Source organism: Zongyangia sp., from assembly GCF_965361945.1.
The window spans coordinates 1-19,808 of sequence record NZ_CBDTOK010000126.1 but is presented as its reverse complement, the minus strand read 5'-3'; the positions used below and the strand labels follow the sequence as shown (position 1 = coordinate 19,808).

21 protein-coding genes are annotated in these 19,808 nt (G+C 44.7%); 1 reads left to right on the top strand and 20 read right to left on the bottom strand.

Annotated features, from left to right (window positions below):
* The 7 genes from ACZ25G_RS08265 to ACZ25G_RS08235 form a co-directional block, all read right to left on the bottom strand.
* A partial coding sequence (locus ACZ25G_RS08265) for a diaminopimelate decarboxylase family protein (RefSeq protein WP_463682126.1) occupies positions 1 to 569 on the bottom strand: 569 nt, incomplete at its 3' end.
* Positions 570 to 606: 37 nt separating this feature from the next.
* The gene (yihA, locus tag ACZ25G_RS08260) at positions 607 to 1,209 is read right to left on the bottom strand and encodes a ribosome biogenesis GTP-binding protein YihA/YsxC (RefSeq protein ID WP_191481561.1); all 603 of its coding nucleotides are present in this window, start codon (positions 1,207 to 1,209) and stop codon (positions 607 to 609) included.
* Between the two features lie 19 nt (positions 1,210 to 1,228).
* Complete coding sequence (gene lon, locus ACZ25G_RS08255; protein ID WP_463682125.1) at positions 1,229 to 3,652, bottom strand: endopeptidase La; 2,424 nt, start codon at positions 3,650 to 3,652, stop codon at positions 1,229 to 1,231.
* Positions 3,653 to 3,925: 273 nt separating this feature from the next.
* Positions 3,926 to 5,239, bottom strand: coding sequence for an ATP-dependent Clp protease ATP-binding subunit ClpX (gene clpX, locus ACZ25G_RS08250; protein ID WP_191481559.1), 1,314 nt, complete (start codon positions 5,237 to 5,239; stop codon positions 3,926 to 3,928).
* Positions 5,240 to 5,250: 11 nt separating this feature from the next.
* A complete protein-coding gene (gene clpP / locus ACZ25G_RS08245; protein WP_191481558.1) occupies positions 5,251 to 5,832 on the bottom strand; it encodes an ATP-dependent Clp endopeptidase proteolytic subunit ClpP in 582 nt (193 codons plus the stop codon).
* Positions 5,833 to 5,963: 131 nt separating this feature from the next.
* A complete protein-coding gene (gene tig, locus ACZ25G_RS08240; protein ID WP_463682124.1) occupies positions 5,964 to 7,382 on the bottom strand; it encodes a trigger factor in 1,419 nt (472 codons plus the stop codon).
* A 121-nt stretch (positions 7,383 to 7,503) separates the two neighbouring features.
* Positions 7,504 to 8,220 (bottom strand): metallophosphoesterase, encoded by a 717-nt coding sequence (locus ACZ25G_RS08235; protein WP_463682123.1) that lies wholly within the window; start codon positions 8,218 to 8,220, stop codon positions 7,504 to 7,506.
* 93 nt (positions 8,221 to 8,313) lie between these two features.
* Here ACZ25G_RS08235 and ACZ25G_RS08230 point away from each other — a divergent pair, with 93 nt between their 5' ends.
* Positions 8,314 to 8,487 carry a DUF1540 domain-containing protein gene (locus tag ACZ25G_RS08230; protein WP_342680688.1) on the top strand — a complete coding sequence of 58 codons (174 nt, stop codon included), beginning with the start codon at positions 8,314 to 8,316 and terminating at the stop codon, positions 8,485 to 8,487.
* A gap of 42 nt (positions 8,488 to 8,529) precedes the next feature.
* On the opposite strand, the gene thrC is transcribed toward ACZ25G_RS08230, so the two are convergent.
* The 13 genes from thrC to ACZ25G_RS08165 all read right to left on the bottom strand — a co-directional run bounded on the left by thrC (position 8,530) and on the right by ACZ25G_RS08165 (position 19,603).
* A complete protein-coding gene (gene thrC, locus ACZ25G_RS08225; RefSeq protein ID WP_463682122.1) occupies positions 8,530 to 10,023 on the bottom strand; it encodes a threonine synthase in 1,494 nt (497 codons plus the stop codon).
* 31 nt (positions 10,024 to 10,054) lie between these two features.
* Complete coding sequence (locus ACZ25G_RS08220; RefSeq protein WP_463682121.1) at positions 10,055 to 10,993, bottom strand: dipeptidase; 939 nt, start codon at positions 10,991 to 10,993, stop codon at positions 10,055 to 10,057.
* Complete coding sequence (locus ACZ25G_RS08215) at positions 10,980 to 11,363, bottom strand: YraN family protein (RefSeq protein ID WP_191510697.1); 384 nt, start codon at positions 11,361 to 11,363, stop codon at positions 10,980 to 10,982. Before ACZ25G_RS08215 ends, ACZ25G_RS08220 begins: the two co-directional genes overlap by 14 nt.
* The gene (locus ACZ25G_RS08210) at positions 11,360 to 11,980 is read right to left on the bottom strand and encodes a ribonuclease HII (RefSeq protein ID WP_463682120.1); all 621 of its coding nucleotides are present in this window, start codon (positions 11,978 to 11,980) and stop codon (positions 11,360 to 11,362) included. The genes ACZ25G_RS08215 and ACZ25G_RS08210 overlap by 4 nt, the downstream gene beginning before the upstream one ends.
* A 15-nt stretch (positions 11,981 to 11,995) precedes the next feature.
* Positions 11,996 to 12,880 carry a ribosome biogenesis GTPase YlqF gene (gene ylqF, locus ACZ25G_RS08205; protein ID WP_191481550.1) on the bottom strand — a complete coding sequence of 295 codons (885 nt, stop codon included), beginning with the start codon at positions 12,878 to 12,880 and terminating at the stop codon, positions 11,996 to 11,998.
* Between the two features lie 13 nt (positions 12,881 to 12,893).
* Positions 12,894 to 13,502 (bottom strand): signal peptidase I, encoded by a 609-nt coding sequence (gene lepB, locus ACZ25G_RS08200; protein WP_224771895.1) that lies wholly within the window; start codon positions 13,500 to 13,502, stop codon positions 12,894 to 12,896.
* An 86-nt stretch (positions 13,503 to 13,588) separates the two neighbouring features.
* Positions 13,589 to 13,933, bottom strand: coding sequence for a 50S ribosomal protein L19 (gene rplS, locus ACZ25G_RS08195; RefSeq protein ID WP_191481549.1), 345 nt, complete (start codon positions 13,931 to 13,933; stop codon positions 13,589 to 13,591).
* Positions 13,934 to 14,109: 176 nt separating this feature from the next.
* Positions 14,110 to 14,778 (bottom strand): TIGR03936 family radical SAM-associated protein, encoded by a 669-nt coding sequence (locus ACZ25G_RS08190; RefSeq protein ID WP_463682119.1) that lies wholly within the window; start codon positions 14,776 to 14,778, stop codon positions 14,110 to 14,112.
* The gene (locus ACZ25G_RS08185) at positions 14,762 to 16,615 is read right to left on the bottom strand and encodes a TIGR03960 family B12-binding radical SAM protein (RefSeq protein ID WP_463682118.1); all 1,854 of its coding nucleotides are present in this window, start codon (positions 16,613 to 16,615) and stop codon (positions 14,762 to 14,764) included. Before ACZ25G_RS08185 ends, ACZ25G_RS08190 begins: the two co-directional genes overlap by 17 nt.
* A 149-nt stretch (positions 16,616 to 16,764) precedes the next feature.
* A complete protein-coding gene (locus tag ACZ25G_RS08180; RefSeq protein WP_191481546.1) occupies positions 16,765 to 17,328 on the bottom strand; it encodes a hypothetical protein in 564 nt (187 codons plus the stop codon).
* A 145-nt stretch (positions 17,329 to 17,473) separates the two neighbouring features.
* Positions 17,474 to 17,827 carry a TIGR04076 family protein gene (locus tag ACZ25G_RS08175; RefSeq protein ID WP_191510346.1) on the bottom strand — a complete coding sequence of 118 codons (354 nt, stop codon included), beginning with the start codon at positions 17,825 to 17,827 and terminating at the stop codon, positions 17,474 to 17,476.
* A 25-nt stretch (positions 17,828 to 17,852) separates the two neighbouring features.
* A complete protein-coding gene (locus tag ACZ25G_RS08170) occupies positions 17,853 to 19,175 on the bottom strand; it encodes a pyrimidine-nucleoside phosphorylase (RefSeq protein WP_463682117.1) in 1,323 nt (440 codons plus the stop codon).
* Positions 19,176 to 19,189: 14 nt separating this feature from the next.
* Positions 19,190 to 19,603 carry a cytidine deaminase gene (locus ACZ25G_RS08165; protein WP_463682116.1) on the bottom strand — a complete coding sequence of 138 codons (414 nt, stop codon included), beginning with the start codon at positions 19,601 to 19,603 and terminating at the stop codon, positions 19,190 to 19,192.
* Positions 19,604 to 19,808: the final 205 nt, after the last annotated feature.

Genomic DNA, 19,808 nt, shown 5'->3' with positions numbered 1-19,808 from the left:
GCTTCCATGGCTTCGCCCGTCTCGAGCGCAAGGCCGAATTTGCTATCAATCTGCCCAGTACGTACAAAATCATGGGTATGAGCATCAATACCAGGTTTGATGCGGAAAAAGATATTCGCCGTCTTTCCTTGTGAACGGGCCAAAGTATTGAGAAACGCTAGTTCTGTCAGATTATCGACCACAATACGTCCTACGCCATATTCCAAAGCCAGTGTCAATTCTTCCATTGTCTTGTTATTGCCATGGAAGAACACCTTCTCCATAGGAAATCCGGCCTCATGCGCCGTGTAAAGCTCTCCAGCAGATACTACATCAAGGCCCAAGGCTTCTGAAGCTGCTACCTTACAAATTTCTTTACAGCAGAAAGCTTTGCTGGCATAGGTGACAAGTCCCTGTCCATCGTAATATTTGTCGATGGATTTTTTGTAAAGGCTACAGCTTCGCCGGATATTATCTTCATCCATCACATACAGAGGGGTACCATATTTTTCGGCCAGCATAATGGTATCCACTCCCCCAATGGTCAGGTGTCCGGCCTCATTAATTCCCAAGCAATCTGAAATAAACACGTCGCATTTCTCCTTTGTCTTCAATATCTTTTGATGCCTATTCCCCTACTTCGGCAATTTCATCCGCAATGTCGTCAATAATTGCCTTAATATCTTCAACGCCATCGCCCTTTACAGAAGAAAAGGGAATCATGGTGATTTGGTCGGCATAAGGGATTTCTTCTTGGAGCGCTGCCAACCGTTCTTCCTTTTGGGATTTGCTAAGCTTGTCAGACTTTGTCAAAATGATGACGAAAGGGATTTCACTCTCAATTAGAAAATGAAGCATCATCAGATCATCCTGCGTGGGAGGATGACGCATATCGATAAGCTGAAAGACCAGGGCAATATCCCGTTCGGTATTAAAATACCCCTCCATTAACTCAGCCCATCTTCTTTTTTCTGATTTTGATACCTTTGCAAAACCATATCCAGGAAGATCCACAAAACGAACATTATCTCCCTTGAAAAAATTGATCGTTTTAGTTTTTCCCGGAACAGAACTCACTTTGGCCAGAGTCTTTCGATTAAAAATTTTATTAATTAATGTAGATTTTCCTACATTAGAACGACCGGAAAAAGCAATCTCCGTCATGGTCGAAGGGGGCAATTGAGAAAGCAGACCAAAAGATGTTTCAAACTCTATGGCGTGATAATTCATACTGTCTCCTTTGCTCTCTTTACTGGGTAATAAAGCGATTTTTGATGTCTTTTTTCTCGTTAAGTTTTACACCTGTCTTGCAACCATCGTCATCAGGCTGAACCACAGCAGGATTTTTAATCAGTGCATGGTTTAAAACGGTATCTATTTTAGCGGCAGGAATAAACTTGATAGAGGATTTGACCACATCATCTACCTGCTCAAGATCGGGAACATTGTCCTGAGGAATAATTACGGTTTTTACCCCTGCTGCATAGGCGGCCATCGTTTTTTCCCTCAGACCACCGATGGGTAGAACCCGACCACGCAAGGTAATTTCTCCGGTCATTGCAACCTCCCGGCGTACCGGTGTATTGGACAGAGCGGATACAATAGCAGTACACATGGTAACACCTGCCGACGGACCGTCCTTTGGCACCGCGCCTTCTGGCACATGAATGTGGATGTCTCGCGTTTTATAGAAGTCAGGCTCAATGAGAAGCTCATCAGCCCGGCTGCGCACATAGCTGATTGCCGCATGGGCAGACTCCTTCATCACGTCTCCTAAAGAACCTGTAAGCTCGATTTTGCCATTTCCATCCATAACAGCAACCTCGATGGGCATAGTCTCACCGCCCACAGAGGTCCAAGCGAGACCAGTGACGACCCCCACTTCATCTGTCTCCAAAATCTTTTCTGGCTTAAACTTTTTAGCGCCAAGGAATTCTTCAATATTTTTATCTCGAATGTTGACCTTCTGTACTTCACCAGCCACCAAGCATTTATCCGCCTTTCGGCAGAGGGAAGCGATCACCCGCTCCAGATTACGGACACCGGCTTCCCGTGTGTAGTTATCAATCAAATCGTAAAGGGCATCATCATAAATATGGAAGTTCTTGCTGTTGAGTCCATGGCGTTTCATCTGTTTTGGAACCAGGTGACGCTTTCCAATCTGGAATTTTTCTTCTCTTGTATAACTGGGAAGTTCAATGACTTCCATACGGTCAAGAAGAGGCGCAGGTATAGTATCCAGCGTATTGGCCGTAGTAAGGAACAATACCTCGCTAAGATCAAAGGGGATTTCTACATAGTGATCCCGAAATGCGTTGTTTTGTTCACTGTCAAGAACCTCGAGCATGGCCGCAGAGGGATCTCCTCTGAAATCGTTGCTCATTTTATCGATTTCATCCAACAAGATGAGAGGATTACGAGAACCAGCCTGCTGCAAAGCAGTGATAATTCTGCCAGGCATAGCGCCGATATAGGTTTTACGGTGTCCACGGATATCAGACTCATCCCGAATACCTCCCAAGGAAACTCGGGCATATTTTCTTCCCATAGTTTGGGCTATGGAACGGGCAATAGAAGTCTTTCCCACTCCTGGAGGGCCTACCAGACAAATAATCTGTCCTTTGATATCTGGCACCATAACCCGAACGGCCAACAGTTCCAAGATACGTTGTTTGATTTTTTTGAGGCCGTAGTGCTCTTTATCCAAAAACTTTTGGGCTTTTGCAATGTCGATTTTATCTTTCGTTCTGGTATTGTAAGGCAAATCCAAGCAGACATCGAGCCACGAGCGGATCACTGCCGCCTCATGGGAGTTGGAAGGCATTTTATAGAGGCGATCAGCTTCTTTATAAAGTTTTTCTTTGCTCTCATCGTCTACATCTAATGCGGCAATCCGCTTTTGATAGCCGTCTACCTCGTCCTGTACATTTTCTGTTTCTCCCAGCTCCTCAGAAATAGCACGCATCTGCTCCCGTAGATAGTACTCCCGCTGGTTTTCATCAATTTGGTCTTTCACTTTGGCATAGATGTCCTTCTCCAAAGTGAGGACTTTATTTTCCTGATCCAGATATTTAATGAGCAGATCTAACCGTTTCATCCCACTGGATTGCTCCAATATTGTTTGCTTCTGCTCTACCTTCAGCATAATATTCCCAGCGATGTATTCCACCAGAAAAACAGGATCTTCTGTTTCCATCACATTGAGAATAATTTCTTTGGGCACCTTGGCATAAAGATAGCAGTATTCCTCAAAGAGTTCTTTTAATGTGCGCATTCTCGCCTGGCATGCGACAGACTTGGACTTTGGCATTTGGGTGAGAGGCATCTTCTCCACAATCGCCTCAAGGTAAGGGGATGTCGAGACAATCTCCTTAGTTTGACCGCGATAAACGCCCTCTACCAATACCCGCAGACTATCCCCCGGCATCTTGAGGATCTGCCGGATCTGCGCAACGACACCTACATTATAGATTTCATAGTCTTGCGGATCATCATCGCGAATATCTTTTTGGGCAACAAGATATATGTACTGGTCGTCATCCATTGCCTTTTTTAAAGCTGCAATAGATTTTTCCCTTCCCACGTCAAAATGAAGGATCATGTTAGGAAAAAGGACAAGTCCACGGAGCGCCAGCATCGGCATTCTCACTGTGTTTTCATCGATTTCGTACATAAACTTCCCTCGCTTTCTCCTAGCTTTTTGAAAAGGTTCAAATTTACCTTTTCAATTGACATTCATTATAAAGAAAAAAATCGTGTAATTCAAGTGCAAAATGTTTACTTTTTATACAAATTGCCCTAATTTTGAACAAAATGATTGGCTCATCAGTCCAAAAGAGACTTTTCCTGTATATTTTTCCTGATACGCACAAAGTCTTTTCATATTTTCTTCTTTATTTAGAAAAAGCAGCCGTATTTGCGGCTGCTTTCCTATCCAATATTTGGATTAGCTGACAGAATCTTTCCTCGGCTTCATCGCCCGGTCTGATGGCAATTGTAGTTTCATTGGTTTTTTATTGGGATTGCGCAGTATATCAGGTTCCCCCGTTCCGTCGACACATGCCTTAGAAATTGTGATTTCCTCAATCGTTGCATCGGACGGGGAATCAAACATAATGGGTTGAAGGACTCGTTCCATAATAGTACGCAACCCACGAGCACCGGTTTTACTCTCAATCGCTTGATCCGCAATCGCCTGTAAAGCCTCTGGCTCAAACTCTAAGTCAATTCCATCTAATTCAAAAAGGCGTTTATACTGTTTAATTACAGCATTTTTGGGTTCGGACAAAATCCGCACCAGACTAGGTGCATCCAGTGCATTGAGGGTAGTAATGACAGGAATACGTCCTACCAATTCTGGGATCATCCCATATTTGACCAGATCATGGGGAATGACCTGTGCAATGAGATTGTCTGTCTCCTTATCGGCGCTAGTTCTTATCTTGGCACCAAAGCCCAAAGAAGAAGTGGATACACGGCGCTCAATGATCTTATCAATTCCTTCAAAGGCACCACCACAGATGAAGAGAATATTGGAGGTGTCAATCTGAATGAATTCCTGCTGTGGGTGCTTGCGGCCCCCTTGAGGTGGAACATTGGAGATGGTACCCTCCAAAATTTTCAAAAGCGCCTGCTGTACTCCTTCACCACTGACATCGCGGGTGATGGAGGGATTTTCACTTTTTCTTGTGATTTTATCGATTTCATCGATATAGATGATGCCACGTTCAGCCTTTTCAATATCAAAATCGGCAGCCTGAATGAGCCGAAGCAGTATATTCTCCACGTCCTCGCCTACATATCCTGCCTCTGTCAATGTAGTGGCATCAGCGATTGCGAAAGGCACATTGAGGATTTTGGCAAGGGTTTGAGCCAGCAGAGTTTTGCCGACACCAGTAGGTCCTAACAGAAGTACATTACTTTTCTGTAGCTCTACCCCATCTTCTCCACCGAAATATATCCGCTTATAATGATTATATACGGCAATGGACAAAGCAATCTTGGCTGCGTCTTGACCAATGACATATTCATCTAAAATGGCCTTGATTTCCTGAGGCTTTGGAATGGTAATATCAATCTCTTCCCGCACAGGTTTTGATCGACGTGAAGCATAGCCCTCATCCTGCATTACGCTCTGGCACAGTTCAATACACTCATTGCAGATATAAACACCAGGTCCAGCAATTAAACGCCGCACTTGATCCTGGGTTTTTCCACAGAAAGAACACCTTACCGTTCTGCCATCGTCGTTTCTTGGCATTGTATCACAACCTATCGTTCATAAATCACTCTGTCGACCAATCCGTATTTCACGGCTTCTTCTGCAGACATAAAGTTGTCACGCTCAGTGTCCCGTTCGATTACCTCCAGAGGCTGACCTGTAGCTTCCGCCATCATTTTATTCAACTTGGCTTTTGTCCGCATGATCCATTCCGCATGAATCTTTACATCTGTAGCCTGCCCCTGAGCACCGCCTGAAGGCTGATGGATCATGATCTCGCTGTTGGGCAAGGCCAAACGTTTTCCTTTGGTTCCAGAACACAACAAAAATGCGCCCATAGAAGCCGCTAATCCCATGCAAATGGTGGAGACATCACACTTGATATATTTCATAGTATCATAGATTGCCATGCCAGCGGTAACAGAACCACCAGGACTGTTGATATATAGGCTGATATCCTTATCGGGATCCTGTCCCTCCAGATAAAGAAGCTGGGCTACTACTAGGCTAGCACTGGCGTCATTGACCTCCTCGCACAGCATAACAATACGATCGTTCAGCAGGCGAGAAAAAATATCATAGGAACGCTCTCCTCGATTGGTCTGTTCAACTACCATTGGGACTAAACTCATCTAACACACCTCCGCATGATAAACACTGAGTTTCTCTCAAGTTCAAATATTTCCGGGAAATATTCCTCTAAAAGCACAATATATTTCAGCGGAGCTAAGTCCGCTGAAATATATGTAACATGGGCTTTCAATTACTCTGTAACTTCGTCTTTTGTTTCCTCAACAGGAGCTTCTGCTTTTTTAGCTGCAGCTTTTTTAGCCGGTGCCTTTCTAGTAGACTTTTTTGCCGGGGCTTTTTTCTCGGTCTTTTCTTTCTCCGGCTCGTCAGCTACTTCTGTGACCTTTGCAGTATCGCGGATCATATCAATAGCCTTATTGACAGCCAAATCTTTCTTGATTTCCTCTTCAGGAATAATCATCTTTACTTTATCAAGATCAATCTGATACTGCTCAGCAAGTTTCTGCATCTCTGCATCCGCTGCTTCCTGCTCTACTTCGATTTTTTCCAGTTCCACAATTTTTTCCAGAGCCAATCTTACCTTAACCTGACGTTCCGACTGCTCGGCAAAAGTTTTTCTGAAGGAATCCATCTCCATGCCAGTATACTGGAGATAGGTCTGCAAATTCATTCCCTGGGACTGCAGGCGATAATCGAAATCGCGGACCATTTCGTCAATGCGATGCTCAATCATGACCTGAGGAATTTCAGCCTTCATATTAGAGATAACAACATCAATCAGCTGATTCTCCAAATCATTTTGCGCAGCAGTTTGCTTAGCTTCCAAAAGCTTTGCTTTCAGGTCATCTCTCAACTCCGCCACGGTATCGAACTCACTGACATCTTTGGCAAACTCATCGTCAACCTCATGCAACTCACGCATTTTAATCTCATGAAGTTTTACTTTGAAAACCGCAGGTTTCCCAGCCAAGTCTGCTACATGATATTCTTCAGGAAAGGTGACATTGACATCAAACTCATCCCCAACATTGTGGCCAACAATCTGATCCTCAAAGCCAGGAATAAACTGATTAGAACCCAAAGTCAGGGGATAATTCTCACCCTTGCCTCCCTCAAAGGCAACGTCATCAACAAATCCTTCAAAATCAATAATGGTGTTGTCGCCATTCTGTGCGGCGCGATCTTCCACATTGACCATACGGCCGTTTCTTTCCCTCAGCCGCTCAATCTCGCTGTCAATTTCCTCTTCGGAAACATTGACAATTTTTTTGGTGGCTTCGATACCTTTGTAGTTTTCAACTTCGACTTCTGGCTTGACAGTAACAGTCGCCTTAAAGGTAAAGCCATCTTTGCCTACCTCAAGCACCTCAACATCCGCCCGGTCTACCGGCTCAATCTTAGCCTCTTTGACGGCGGATTCATAGGCATCGGGATAAACAGAATTGATTGCATCCTCATAGAAGATGCCCTCGCCGTACATTTTCTCTATGATAGAACGGGGAGCCTTTCCCTTCCGAAAGCCAGGCACCTGCATTTTTTTTCCGTTTTTGCGAAATGCCTGATCAACAGCAGCATTAAAAGTATCGCCGTCTACAGCAATTTCTAATTCATACTTATTGGTCTCCACCTGTTTTGCCGAAGTTAAACTCATTTCAGAACTTCCTCCTGTTACTTTAAACGCATTTATCCTAGTGATTATATCATATTTGCACGAAAATACCAAGTTTTTTTTTGAAGTTTTTCCTGCAAACTTGTAAAGAATTATTCTTTTTTTAAGTCATATTCTCTGCGGGCTCTTTCATTTCGGTTGAAGCCACAAAAACCGGATCAAAATCAACCTGATCGCAAGATATTAACTGGAATTGGATATCCATATAAGTGCCATTGAGGGCAAACCGTCTTCCCCCACCGTGAATATGTCCGTAATAACAGGTCTTTACTTGATAGTGATGCAATACTTCCATAATTTCTACGGACATTTCTTTCATATATATGGGCGGATAATGGAGAAAAACGATCTTTTCCCGATCTCCCGCAGCTTTCAGAGAGGTTTCCAACCGCTGTGCTTCACGGGCTACTATCTTTTGATCCTGTGGCTGGCCATTTTCAAAGATCCAACCTCTCGTCCCGCACAGAGCAAGCCCTCCGCAGACAACACAGTTATTATGGAGGATGTGCAGGCTGGTTAATCCATGCTGCTCAAAAAAGCTGTTCATTTTTTTTGCCGTTGTCCACCAATAATCATGATTGCCCTTGAGAATATATTTTTGTCCAGGCAGGCTATGAATAAATTCAAAGTCTGTCAGGCTTTCCTCCAAAGACATTCCCCAGGAGACATCCCCAGCAATGACGACAATATCAGCTTCCTTCACCTTAGAACACCAATGATCCTTCAGTTTTTCTACATAGCCGTCCCAGCCGGAAAATACATCCATTGGCTTATCACTGCCTAAAGATAGATGGAGGTCGGCAATGGCAAATATATTCATAAACCACCTTTTTCTCAAATCATATCACATGTTCTGCATAATAGAAAACTGCGGTAAAAAAATAAAGAAGAAATCATCGAAAGGAGTATTCCTATGAATAAAGAGCAGAATTCTCATCCAGATCATATGCCCAACGTGAAATGCGAAGTTGTTAACTGTATGTACAATGAAAAACGTTCCCATTGTATGGCCAAAGAGGTTAAAATTGGCCCCACCTTTGCCGCCATGACAGGAGATACAATTTGCAGCACATTTAAACCCAAATAGCTACTGGTTCTCAAAAACGTCCGGCTATCGGGCGTTTTTTGTCTACTGGATATGTAACATTTCCAGAACAATTTGTTCCATATTTTCTCGGGTACAGCATGTGTCAAAACGTGGCTGCTTATCTTTTAATTCTTTCAGTGCCTTGGGGATAGCATAACCAGACACCTGGCTGAGGCGTTCTGCCGTCACAAAATCATTCTTGTCCACCTTTTCCGGAGCAATAGCATCCAGTACGCTGGAAGAGAATTTAAAAGGACTGGCGGTAGACGCGATCACTGTTTTGGTGGTGTCCCCGGTTTCTTTTACATACTGCTCATAAACATTGACAGCTACCGCAGTATGTGTATCGCACAGATAGGAATATTTTTGGAACACTTCATGGATTGTGTTTTTGGTGGCTGTGTCATCACAATAGCCGCCCCAGAATACCTGCTGAAGCTCTGTTCTCATCTGCGGATCGATGGTGTACTTTCCTTCCTCCGTTAATGCCTGCATCCAAGAAGTAAGCGTTTTGTCATCTTTACCGCAAAGATGATACAGCAACCGCTCCAGGTTACTGGAGATAAGAATATCCATAGAAGGAGAAATCGAGGTATGGAATACCCGATTTTTATCATAGGTGCCGGTACGAATAAAGTCGGTGAGCACATTGTTCTGGTTGGAGGCGCAGATCAGTTTGGCAATGGGAATGCCCATCTCCCGTGCATAATAAGCGGCCAAAATGTTGCCAAAATTCCCGGTAGGAACTACGACATTGATGGGCTCCCCTGCCTTAATCTCTCCATCCGCAATTAAATCACAGTAGGCACTGATATAATAGACAATTTGGGGTACCAGTCTTCCCCAGTTAATAGAGTTGGCGCTGGAAAACATCATACCATGCTTTTCCAGCTTTGCCGCCATGACAGGATCAGTAAATATAGCTTTTACTCCATTTTGAGCGTCGTCAAAATTACCTTCAATGGCGCAAACTGCTACATTTTCCCCAGCTTGGGTGGTCATCTGTAATTTTTGCATAGGACTTACCCCATCCTCTGGATAAAATACCAGGATAGAGGTGTTCTCCACATCTTTAAATCCCTCGAGAGCTGCCTTACCCGTATCACCGGAAGTAGCGACCAAGATGACGATTTTTTTCCCATCTACTACCTTCTTGGCAGAGGTCGTCAGCAAATAAGGTAGTAATTGTAAGGCAACATCCTTAAAAGCACAGGTTGGGCCATGCCATAATTCCAGAAAATAAGTGTTTTCTCCCACTTTGGAGAGAGGGGCAACTTTATCTTCCTCAAATTTTCCCTGATATGCGCCCTGGACACATGCACCTAACTCCTCATCAGAGAAATCGGTGAGATAGGCGCCAAGAACTTTTTTCGCCCGGGCAATATAATCCATGCCGCACATGTCCTGGATATCCTCTGCGGTCAGGACTGGAATACTTGTGGGAACGAATAAACCTTTATCCTGAGAAATTCCCTGAGAGATAGCCTGCGCTGATGAAACACGGACACTGGAATTTCTGGTGCTTTGATATTGCATTACTTTTCCCCCTCAAAATCTATGGAAATTTTTATTGCTTTTTGCTTTGCTCATATCTAACAAAAAAGTCGGCTGCATTTTGATAAAAGATTTTATCTACCAGTTTTTCTGGGTATCCTAAACGCAACATTTCCTCATAGAGGCGCGGTATCGCCGTAATATCCGGAAAATCAGCTGGCATATCTGTGCCGTCAAAATCAGAACCTAAGGCTACGACATCTTCGCCGCCTAGGCCAAGAAAGTGATCGATATGTTTTATCATATCACGATAGGATACCTTCTGGCTATCCCTGTTTAAAAATCCTCTGCTGAAATTGATTCCTACCAAGCATCTCTTTTTGGCCAAAGCGCCAAATTGCATGTCGGTCAGGTTACGGGGATGATCACAAAGGGCCCGAGAGCTAGAATGACTGGCCATAAAGGGGCGAGTAGTACAGTTAATCACGTCATCAAGCCCTGCATCAGAAAGATGGGAAACGTCGACAACAATATCCTGCTGTTCCATTTCCTGTACCGCCTGAAGTCCAAAAGGGGTCAGACCTTTGTTAGATGAGATGCCACAACCTAGTTCATTCTCACCGTTCCAGGTTAATGTAATCATCCGAACCCCGTCCTCGGATAATTGCTGTACCCGATTTAGGTCCCCAGCCAAGACACAACCACCCTCTACAGTGAGAATAGCCGCTTTAGTTGCGGTCTGATCACCTGTAATTTCCGATAAAGACCTTTGCCAGGATATTTCATCCGAGTTTACCATCATCTGCTTCTTAAAATAGTGATAATGCCGTTCGTAATAGGAGATGGCGGCATCACCCCGCTGGTCATCGGGAATAAAGATGGCAAAGCACTGCCTCCACAGACGAATTCCCTTGGTTTTTTCGATGGAAAGATGACCGCTATAATCCGATAGCTCTGTCTTTTTTCGGCAAATTTCGGTAATGGTATCACAGTGCAGATCAAAATATCGCATCAATATCACCAACTTCAAATGCATTTTCAATATAGTTGTATCCGATGACCGCACCAGTCTGAGAATGTAATTTTACCTCGAATACATCAAAACGGGGCTGCAACTCTACCCCTGTGGACGAAAGATATTGGATCGCCGTTTTTATCAACCGCCTCTGTTTTTTCACGTCCACGTATTCTCTGGGAAGCGCGATTCCATCCGCCTTGCGTGCTTTGACTTCCACAAAGGCAATAATGCCTTCTTTCTGTACGATTAGGTCGATCTCTCCGTAGCGGGAGTGATAGTTCTGTGCGAGAATCCTATATCCTTTTGCGGCAAGGATGTGCCCGCAAAAATCCTCCCCCAACTTTCCAATATCTCGGCGGCTCATTGTGCTTTTCCCGCAAAATACTTTTTAAGAAAAGTCTTTCGATGTACTGGGGATACCCCATATTCCGAAATTTTTTCATAATGGAGTTTGGTAGGATAGCCTTTATGCTTATCAAAGCAGTACATAGGATACTGCTCATGAAGCTGCTGCATGACTTTGTCTCTTGCCACCTTGGCAAGAATCGAAGCCGCTGCTATACTGGCGGATTTGGCATCACCGCCGACGATACATTCCGTTTTGATAGAAAGCCCTGGATCCCGATTGCCATCAACTAGTACAATATCTGGCACCGTGGAAAGTCCAGATACCGCCCGCTTCATAGCCAGAAAAGTCGCCTGGAGAATATTGATCTCGTCTATTTCCTGTTCACTAGCACTGGCAATACAAAAGGAAATTGCCTGTTCCCTGATAAGCTGGTCGAGTAGTTCGCGCTTTTTGGGGCTCAATTTCTTGGAGTCATTGAGTCCTGGAAGGTCAAAGTGTTCTGGTAGGATCACCGCTGCCGCATATACAGGTCCAGCTAAGGGCCCCCTCCCTGCTTCATCGACTCCACAAATAAGAGAATATCCCTGTTTTTTTGCTTTTTTCTCAGGTGCAAGTATATCAATATCTGCCATAGTGGTGTCCCCTTTCTATGCGGTAGGTGCTTCCAGGGATATACGGCCAATTTTTCCACTGCGAAATTCATCCAGCACCATAATGGCCGCTCGTTCTGTATTGACTTCGCCTCCGGAAATAAGCATTCCTCTCTTTTTGCCAATGAGGGAAAGAAGGTCAAAGCCCGCTAGGTCAGTTACTTCATTTTCTTCGAGACGATAGCGTCCACAGATCATTTGACGGTAGTTTTCATTGAGAAACTCTAGAAGTCTTGCCGCCAAAAGCTCAATATCCATGATATCATCCTTGATGGCTCCGGTGAATGCAAGCTTTTCTCCCACCAAGGGGTCTTCAAACTTAGGCCAGAGCACACCGGGCATGTCGAGCAGATCCAAATTGTTAAGACCTGGGCCGCCATTTACCTTGACCCACTGCTGACTGCGCGTGACACCGGGGCGATCTTCTACCTTGGTCCTTTTGCCTCCAGCCATCCGGTTGATAAAAGAGGACTTTCCCACGTTAGGGATGCCCACCACCATCATGCGGATAGGCTTTCCCACATTTCCCCGGCTCTCCCTTCTGGAAAGCTCATCTGACAGTACCTTACGTAGCATTGGTAAAAACGCCTTGAGCCCTTTCCCACTGCGGCAATCGGCAGCCAAGGCAGCAATCCCTTTGGAAGCATAAAAACTACACCAGGCATTGTTGATGGTCTCATCCGCTGCGTCTGCCTTATTAAGCATAACAATTCTCGGCTTATTTCCAATGAGTTTGTCAATCTCCGGATTGCGGCTGCTTTGGGGAATACGGGCATCTGTCAGCTCAATGACGATATCCACCATCTTCAGGCTATCCCGCATAAGCCGCCGAGTTTTTGCCATATGTCCTGGAAACCACTGAATGGAAGGTGCTTCGATCATAATTTCCTCCTGCTTAATCGATCAATCCGATACTATCAAATGGATAAACCCTGAAAACAGCTTTTCCTAAAATATAACGGGTGTCGATCAGGCCTACTCTCGGATCTCTGCTGTCCATGGATTCATTGCGGTTATCACCCATGCAAAAAACGTAGCCCTCAGGCACCGTTAAGGGGAACTCGGTTCCCTCATCAGTATAGGTTGCTTCTTTGATATAGGGTTCGTCAATTTCTTCCCCATCAATGTAAACCTTGCCCTGCTCAAAGTCGATGTCGATGGTCTGACCCGCAGTGGCAATGATCCGCTTGACGAGAGGACGATCATCAATGTGATGTTTGGTAACAACTACCACATCTCCATTGCTGTATACAGGTATCAAGTTAGACAGAAGGATCCGGTCACCCTCGTATAGTGTCGGCTGCATGGAGATTCCTTCTACACCGACCATGCGCACCACGAAGGTAAAACATAGCACAGCGCAGACAACGCCGGCAACAATGGTCTCCACCCATTCAAAAAAGTTATTGTATTTTCTATTTTTATTTTTTTTCTCTGCTTTTATGATAGACTGCCTTGAAGGTTCCTGATCCTCCATTGGTTCTATGGGCATAAAATCTTCCATGATGAACCTCCAATTCTTTAACAGAATAAGTTTCAGAATAAAGCAAAAAAGGGACAAAAACTGTCCCTTTTTACCGAAAGCATCAATTAGCGAATCTGCTCTTTGACTTTGGCAGCTTTACCCACTCTATCACGCAGATAGAACAGTTTGGCTCTGCGGACACGGCCATGCCGAATGACAGTAACCTTGTCAACATTGGGGGAATGCAGAGGGAAAACTCTCTCAATTCCACAGCCATGAGCAACGCGGCGCACTGTGAAAGTCTCATTGACGCCACCATGCTGACGGGCAATGACAATACCTTCAAAGGCCTGAATTCTTTCTCTCTCGCCCTCTTTGATCTTAACGTCAACACGGACAGTGTCGCCGATTTCAAAGCTGGGCACTTCGGATTTCATACAATCCGCAGCAATGTGTTTCAAAGCATCCATTCGATACTTCCTCCTTATTTTTCAGACATTCATTCGCACCTTGTGCCAGAGGACTGCCCGCTTTAATGTCGCCGGAACAAAATTCCGGGCATCAAACCCCACCGCACAAGATGCGCGGAGGCCACTAAATGCCTATATATGATACCACAAACATTGGGCAAATGCAATAGGTTTTCTCAGCAAAATTCGGCTAAATTCCCAGTAAAGATGCCCGTACGAAGGATATGATACGCCTCCACTTCACAGTGATAGACTTTGCAAAATGCTTCAAAAAGCAGGGTTGGATTGATATTGAGAGTGTTTCCTGCTGGCAATCTTAACTTCAGCAGGAGCTGATCGTTTTCCTCCCCAGCGGAAATCACCTGAACCAATGGCTTGAGATCCACCTCTTTGATACCCTTCTTGGTCCGTTTTTCTACATTAACCCTTTCCATTGCCATGAGTTTTTCAAACTTAGTCAAAACGTCGTCACAAGAAAAGGATACCTGGATTTTATAGTCAGCAAAGGAAATTTCTTTTGGGTCCATCTGTTGATCAGCTACTTTATGTACCCGAATATCACGGGGCAATGCATCATTGAGGCGCTCTTTGACCTCTTGAAAATCCATCGGTTCCGTCAGGCGTATATCCATAGATTCGCATTCACTTTCATAGCCTAACGCCAACGGCAGTGCAAAGGTCATGTATTGGTGAGGATGAAAGCCTTGGGTGTACCAAATGGGAATACCAGACCTTTTGATACATCTTTGCATACAGCGGGTCAAATCCAGATGGGAGATATATTTTGCATCTCCTTTTTTGGAGAAAAAAATGCGGATATTTTTAAATTCATTTACATTGCCCATTGACACATGGCCCTCCCATCAGCTTATTAGCTCCGCAACCGCTACAGCTCTCTTTGCAGTTGGGCGTCGTCTGTGCTTGATACGCCTTTTTGTTCTCACGAATGAGAAAATTTTTGCTCACACCGTAGTCCAAGTGATCCCAAGGCATAATTTCGCTATATTCTCGACGGCGGTTTGCATAAAATGCGGGATCAATGCCACAGGCAGCAAATCCATCCACCCAGGATTGGTAGAGGAAATGTTCATCCCAGCTATCCAAATTGCATCCGTGACGCCATGCGTATTCAATGACATCGCAAAGTCTCCGATCTCCTCTTGCAAGAACTCCCTCCAATACAGAGGTGTTACTTTCATGATAATGCACGGAAATCTTTTTAGATTTCACCGATGCCACCAGATGCTTTTGTTTTTCACGGAGCATTTCTATCGTATCCTGAGGCTCAAATTCAAAGGGGGTAAAAGGCTTAGGAACAAAACATGCAACACTGATCGTTACATTGACGCCCCTCCCCTTGGGCCTGTTGGGCAAGCTGTAAAATAGATCCACCACTTTTTGGGCTGTATCCGCAATAGCGGCTACATCATCCATTGTTTCTGTGGGGAGTCCCAGCATAAAATAGAGTTTTACGTTGGTGTATCCTCCCTCAAAAGCGGTCTGACAGGTTTTCATAATCTGCTCTTCAGTCACATTCTTGTTAATCGCGTCCCGCAGCCGCTGGGAACCAGCCTCCGGCGCAAAAGTCAGTCCACTTTTTCTCACCTTGGCAATTTTGTCGAGTAATTCCTTGGAGAAATTGTCGACCCGCAGTGATGGCAGAGACATGCTGACCTTTTCGTCCTCAGTCCAGCTAAGCATACTGTTGAGAAGCGGCTCAATTTCAGTGAGGTCACTGGTACTAAGCGAGGTCAAAGAGATCTCTTCATAACCAGTACTGGCACAAAGATCACGGGCATTGCGGTCAATCGTTTGATAATGCTTTTCTCGAAACGGACGATAGATAAATCCGGCTTGACAAAACCGACATCCCCGGATACATCCACGCAGGACCTCGACCATTGCCCGGTCATGGACTGTATCAATAAAAGGTACAACAAATTCTTTTGGATAATAGACCTGATCGATATCTTTGATGATGGCCTTTTCTACCGGCATGGGCGCTCCACCCAAGGGAGTTACCTTCTGGATGGTGCCATCTTCATTGTACGAGACATCATAAAGGCTGGGTACATAGGCCCCTTTGATATGGCTAGCTTTCTGCAAAAATTCTTGTTTGGATATTTTCTCCCGCTTTGCGAGCTCATACAGATCGATAAGCTCCAACAGATTTTCTTCCCCTTCTCCCAAGAGAAAAACGTCAATAAAATCTGCCATAGGCTCCGGATTGCAAACGCAGGGTCCGCCAGCTACCACCAAAGGATAGCTATCATCACGGTCAGCGCTGCGCACTGGTAGCCCTGCCATATGCAGCATATTGAGAACCGTAGTATAGCAAAGCTCATATTGGAGCGTAAATCCAATGATATCAAATTCCCGCAGAGGGTCCTTGCTTTCTAGGGCATACAGGGGAATTTTGTGCAGGAACATCTGCTCCTCCATGTCCAGTTCCGGAGCAAATACACGCTCACACCAATAATTTTCCCTCTCATTGATCAGAGAGTACAGGATCTTCATTCCCAAGTGGGACATTCCCACCTCATAAACATCAGGAAAACAAAAAGCAAATCTAACGTCAACCTTTTCTTTGTCCTTGATGACGGAATTAAGCTCCCCCCCTACATAGCGGCCAGGTTTCTGAACTTTCATCAAAATCTGCTCAATATCCTTATTTACGCTCATAATTCATCCCCATCTATTATAAAATATTTACCCGCTCATTCATTTTGGTAATGCACAACATCGTTTTGATTATATATAGCATGGCCTATTCATGCAAATTTCAGATTATTATACCACACATCCCACTGTTTCTCAATTTGTATCATGGCTTAAATTTTTTCATTTCGCACCCGTGTTACCCATTGATACCATGGCCTTCCAAATGTTTTTCTGGCGATTATGGCAAAAGCAATCAGCACAACCACCATCGCTCCCATAGTCGATACTGTAAAAATGACCCTGGACTGAACTTCTCTTTCAATCTCATCCGCATTTTCGGCGGCCACTACATTCCCTTCAGTATCAAAATACAGATTGATATGTGTGCCTTCAGGCAGCTCTTCTGCTGATAAGCCGATTTCTTCTGGTGAAATATAGTAAAGTTCATTTTTCACATAACGAATCTGGCCATTTTCTATCCGGCCGGTACGTGATTCCTCATAGTCACCCTGATATCCCGCCACTCCGTCCATCGTATATCCAGTTAGGATAAACAAGAGGACGACAAAGAATAGGACAATGCTAAGAGTAATCCAAAATGTTCTTAGAAACGCCTTGGCGGCCGATGCTTCCTCTGCAGTTTTATTCGGCTTTTTAACAAGCCAAAAGCCCAGCCGAATGATACCGAGTCCTTGTATTGCGTTGATTTTCAGCGCGCTATCATTCAAATCCATAGGTTTTATATCCTCCCTCTGGGCTTATTGATATTTTTTTCTGATTTTTAAGGGGATTGGCTATAATCAAGGAGCAGCTATTGGCTGCTCCTTGATTATAGCTCTTTCACTTTTACAGTATGGAATTTTATTCTATTGGCCAATTTTAGACAGGATCAAAAAATTTCCCCTTATAAAAATTGGAGTTTCCGAGTTTTTTTGCTGTTAATCTGAACATTACACAGCCATCAGGACACACAACATCCTTGCTATACTGACTGGAGCCACCGATATTTTCTAAATCTCCACCGCTTCTGACCGCCTCCATGATAGGATACAGTATCATCATGACCTTTGAGCAGATTCCCAGTCCGTCTTCATTGACTGGGCAGCCATAGGTGCAGGTATATTTATCTCCTATTTCCTCCCCATTACGGCAATATCGCTCTGTATGATCACTGCGAAGAAAGCCGGTTACCTCAATCTCAAACTCATATTCCTCGTTATACCATTTTTTCATACTTATCCTCCAGATTTGCAGCTTATCAGACGTATTCGACACCTTTGGTGGTAACCCTGCCGATAATTAGCTTTTGGGTCATTGGCGGATGATCTGAAATCTCCACCGCCTGTAAATAGGCCTTTTGGGCATCGGGTAGAAGGCACGGATCCGAAGTGTACAGTCGCGCAATGGGCTCTCCTAGTTTAACCACATCGCCTGTTTTTTTGATAAGTTCAATTCCAGCGCTATGGTCGATAAGGCTCTCCTTTGTTGCTCTTCCTGCCCCTAGAAGCATAGAAGCTATGCCGCATTGAGCCGCATCCATGTGGGTGATATAGCCTCCTGCCGGCGCTGGTACTTCATGACATACCCTTGCCTTTTCAAAGGTTTCAGGGTAATCAATCACTCCAATATCTCCACCCTGCGCGGATATCATATCTTTTAATTTTTGATAAGCACTGCCGTTTTGGAGCGCTTGTCTGGCCATTTTTCGGCACTGACCGATTTCGCCTTTTCCGGCAAGGAAGATCATATTGGCGGCAAGTTCTAGGCAGATAGAGGTTAAATCTTCAGGGCCCTTGCCCTGCAATGTGTGTATCGCTTCAATAACCTCCAGAGAATTGCCGATGGCATGACCCAGGGGCACATCCATATTGGTAATAAGTGCTGCTGTATGGCGTCCGACCTTTTCACCTATGCGCACCATAATTTCAGCCAACTTGACAGCATCCTCCAGCTTTTTCATAAAAGCGCCGCTGCCCGTCTTTACATCCAGAAGGATACAATCACTACCGGCGGCAATCTTTTTAGACATGATGCTTCCAGCAATCAGCGGAATGCTATCTACTGTTGCTGTTACATCCCGAAGCGCATAGATTTTTTTATCCGCTGGGGCGAGATTTCCTGACTGTCCAATGACACAAATTCCAGTCTCACCGGAAATTTTCATGAATTCTTCCCGTGGGATTTCTGTGCGAAATCCCGGAATGGACTCCAATTTATCCACCGTGCCTCCGGTAAAGCCAAGGCCACGGCCACTCATTTTGGCAATGGTTACCCCGCAGGCAGCTGCAATAGGGGCAGCAATCAAGGTGGTTTTATCCCCCACACCACCTGTAGAATGCTTATCCACCTTAACGCCGGGAATTTCGGACAAATCCACCATATCACCGGAACCAGCCATAACCGCAGTCATATCTGCAATTTCTTCCTCATCCATTCCCCGGTAATATACCGCCATAAGAAAGGCGGACATTTGATAATCCGGTATTTCACCTTGAGTAAACCCCAAAATAATGGTTTCTATTTCCTTTTTAGAAAGCTTTCCGCCATCTCGCTTTTTCTCGATGAGGTCTACCATCCGCACAGCAGTTTCCCCCTTTACTTCATTTGATCTCCAAATGCTTTAGGAAGTAATTCGCCTAATTTATATTCCTGATAATCATCCTCACTTTTAGCGACAATGATATGAAGGTTCGGCCCACCTAATTCCCAAAGGACCTGACGGCATACTCCACAAGGAAATGCATACGTTTCAAAAGGAAGCGGATGCGCCTCATAACCGCCGACTACTGCGATAGCGGTAAATTTTCTTTCTCCTTGGGCGATGGCAGAATAAACTGCGGTACGTTCCGCACAATTGCCCGCCCCATAAGAAGCGTTTTCCACATTACAACCATGATAAACCTTGCCATTCTCCCCTAGAAGCGCAGCGCCTACCGCAAAATGGGAATAGGGACAATAAGCTTTTTTTCTTGCCAGAATAGCTTCGTGAATGAGTTCAGTTCGATACATGACAAACTCCCTTCTGCTGTCTTCTCGTCTAGGCAGCGTCTATTTATTATTTCTTGCGCACTAAATTCCACAAAGATTTTCCAGGAAGATTATTTTCAATCTTCAGCGCATGAAGCACTGTTTTTCCGATATCGGCAAAGGTTTCCCTCGTACCTAGATTAATAGGGTAAACCATTGGACCTGTGAGCATCAATGGTACATATTC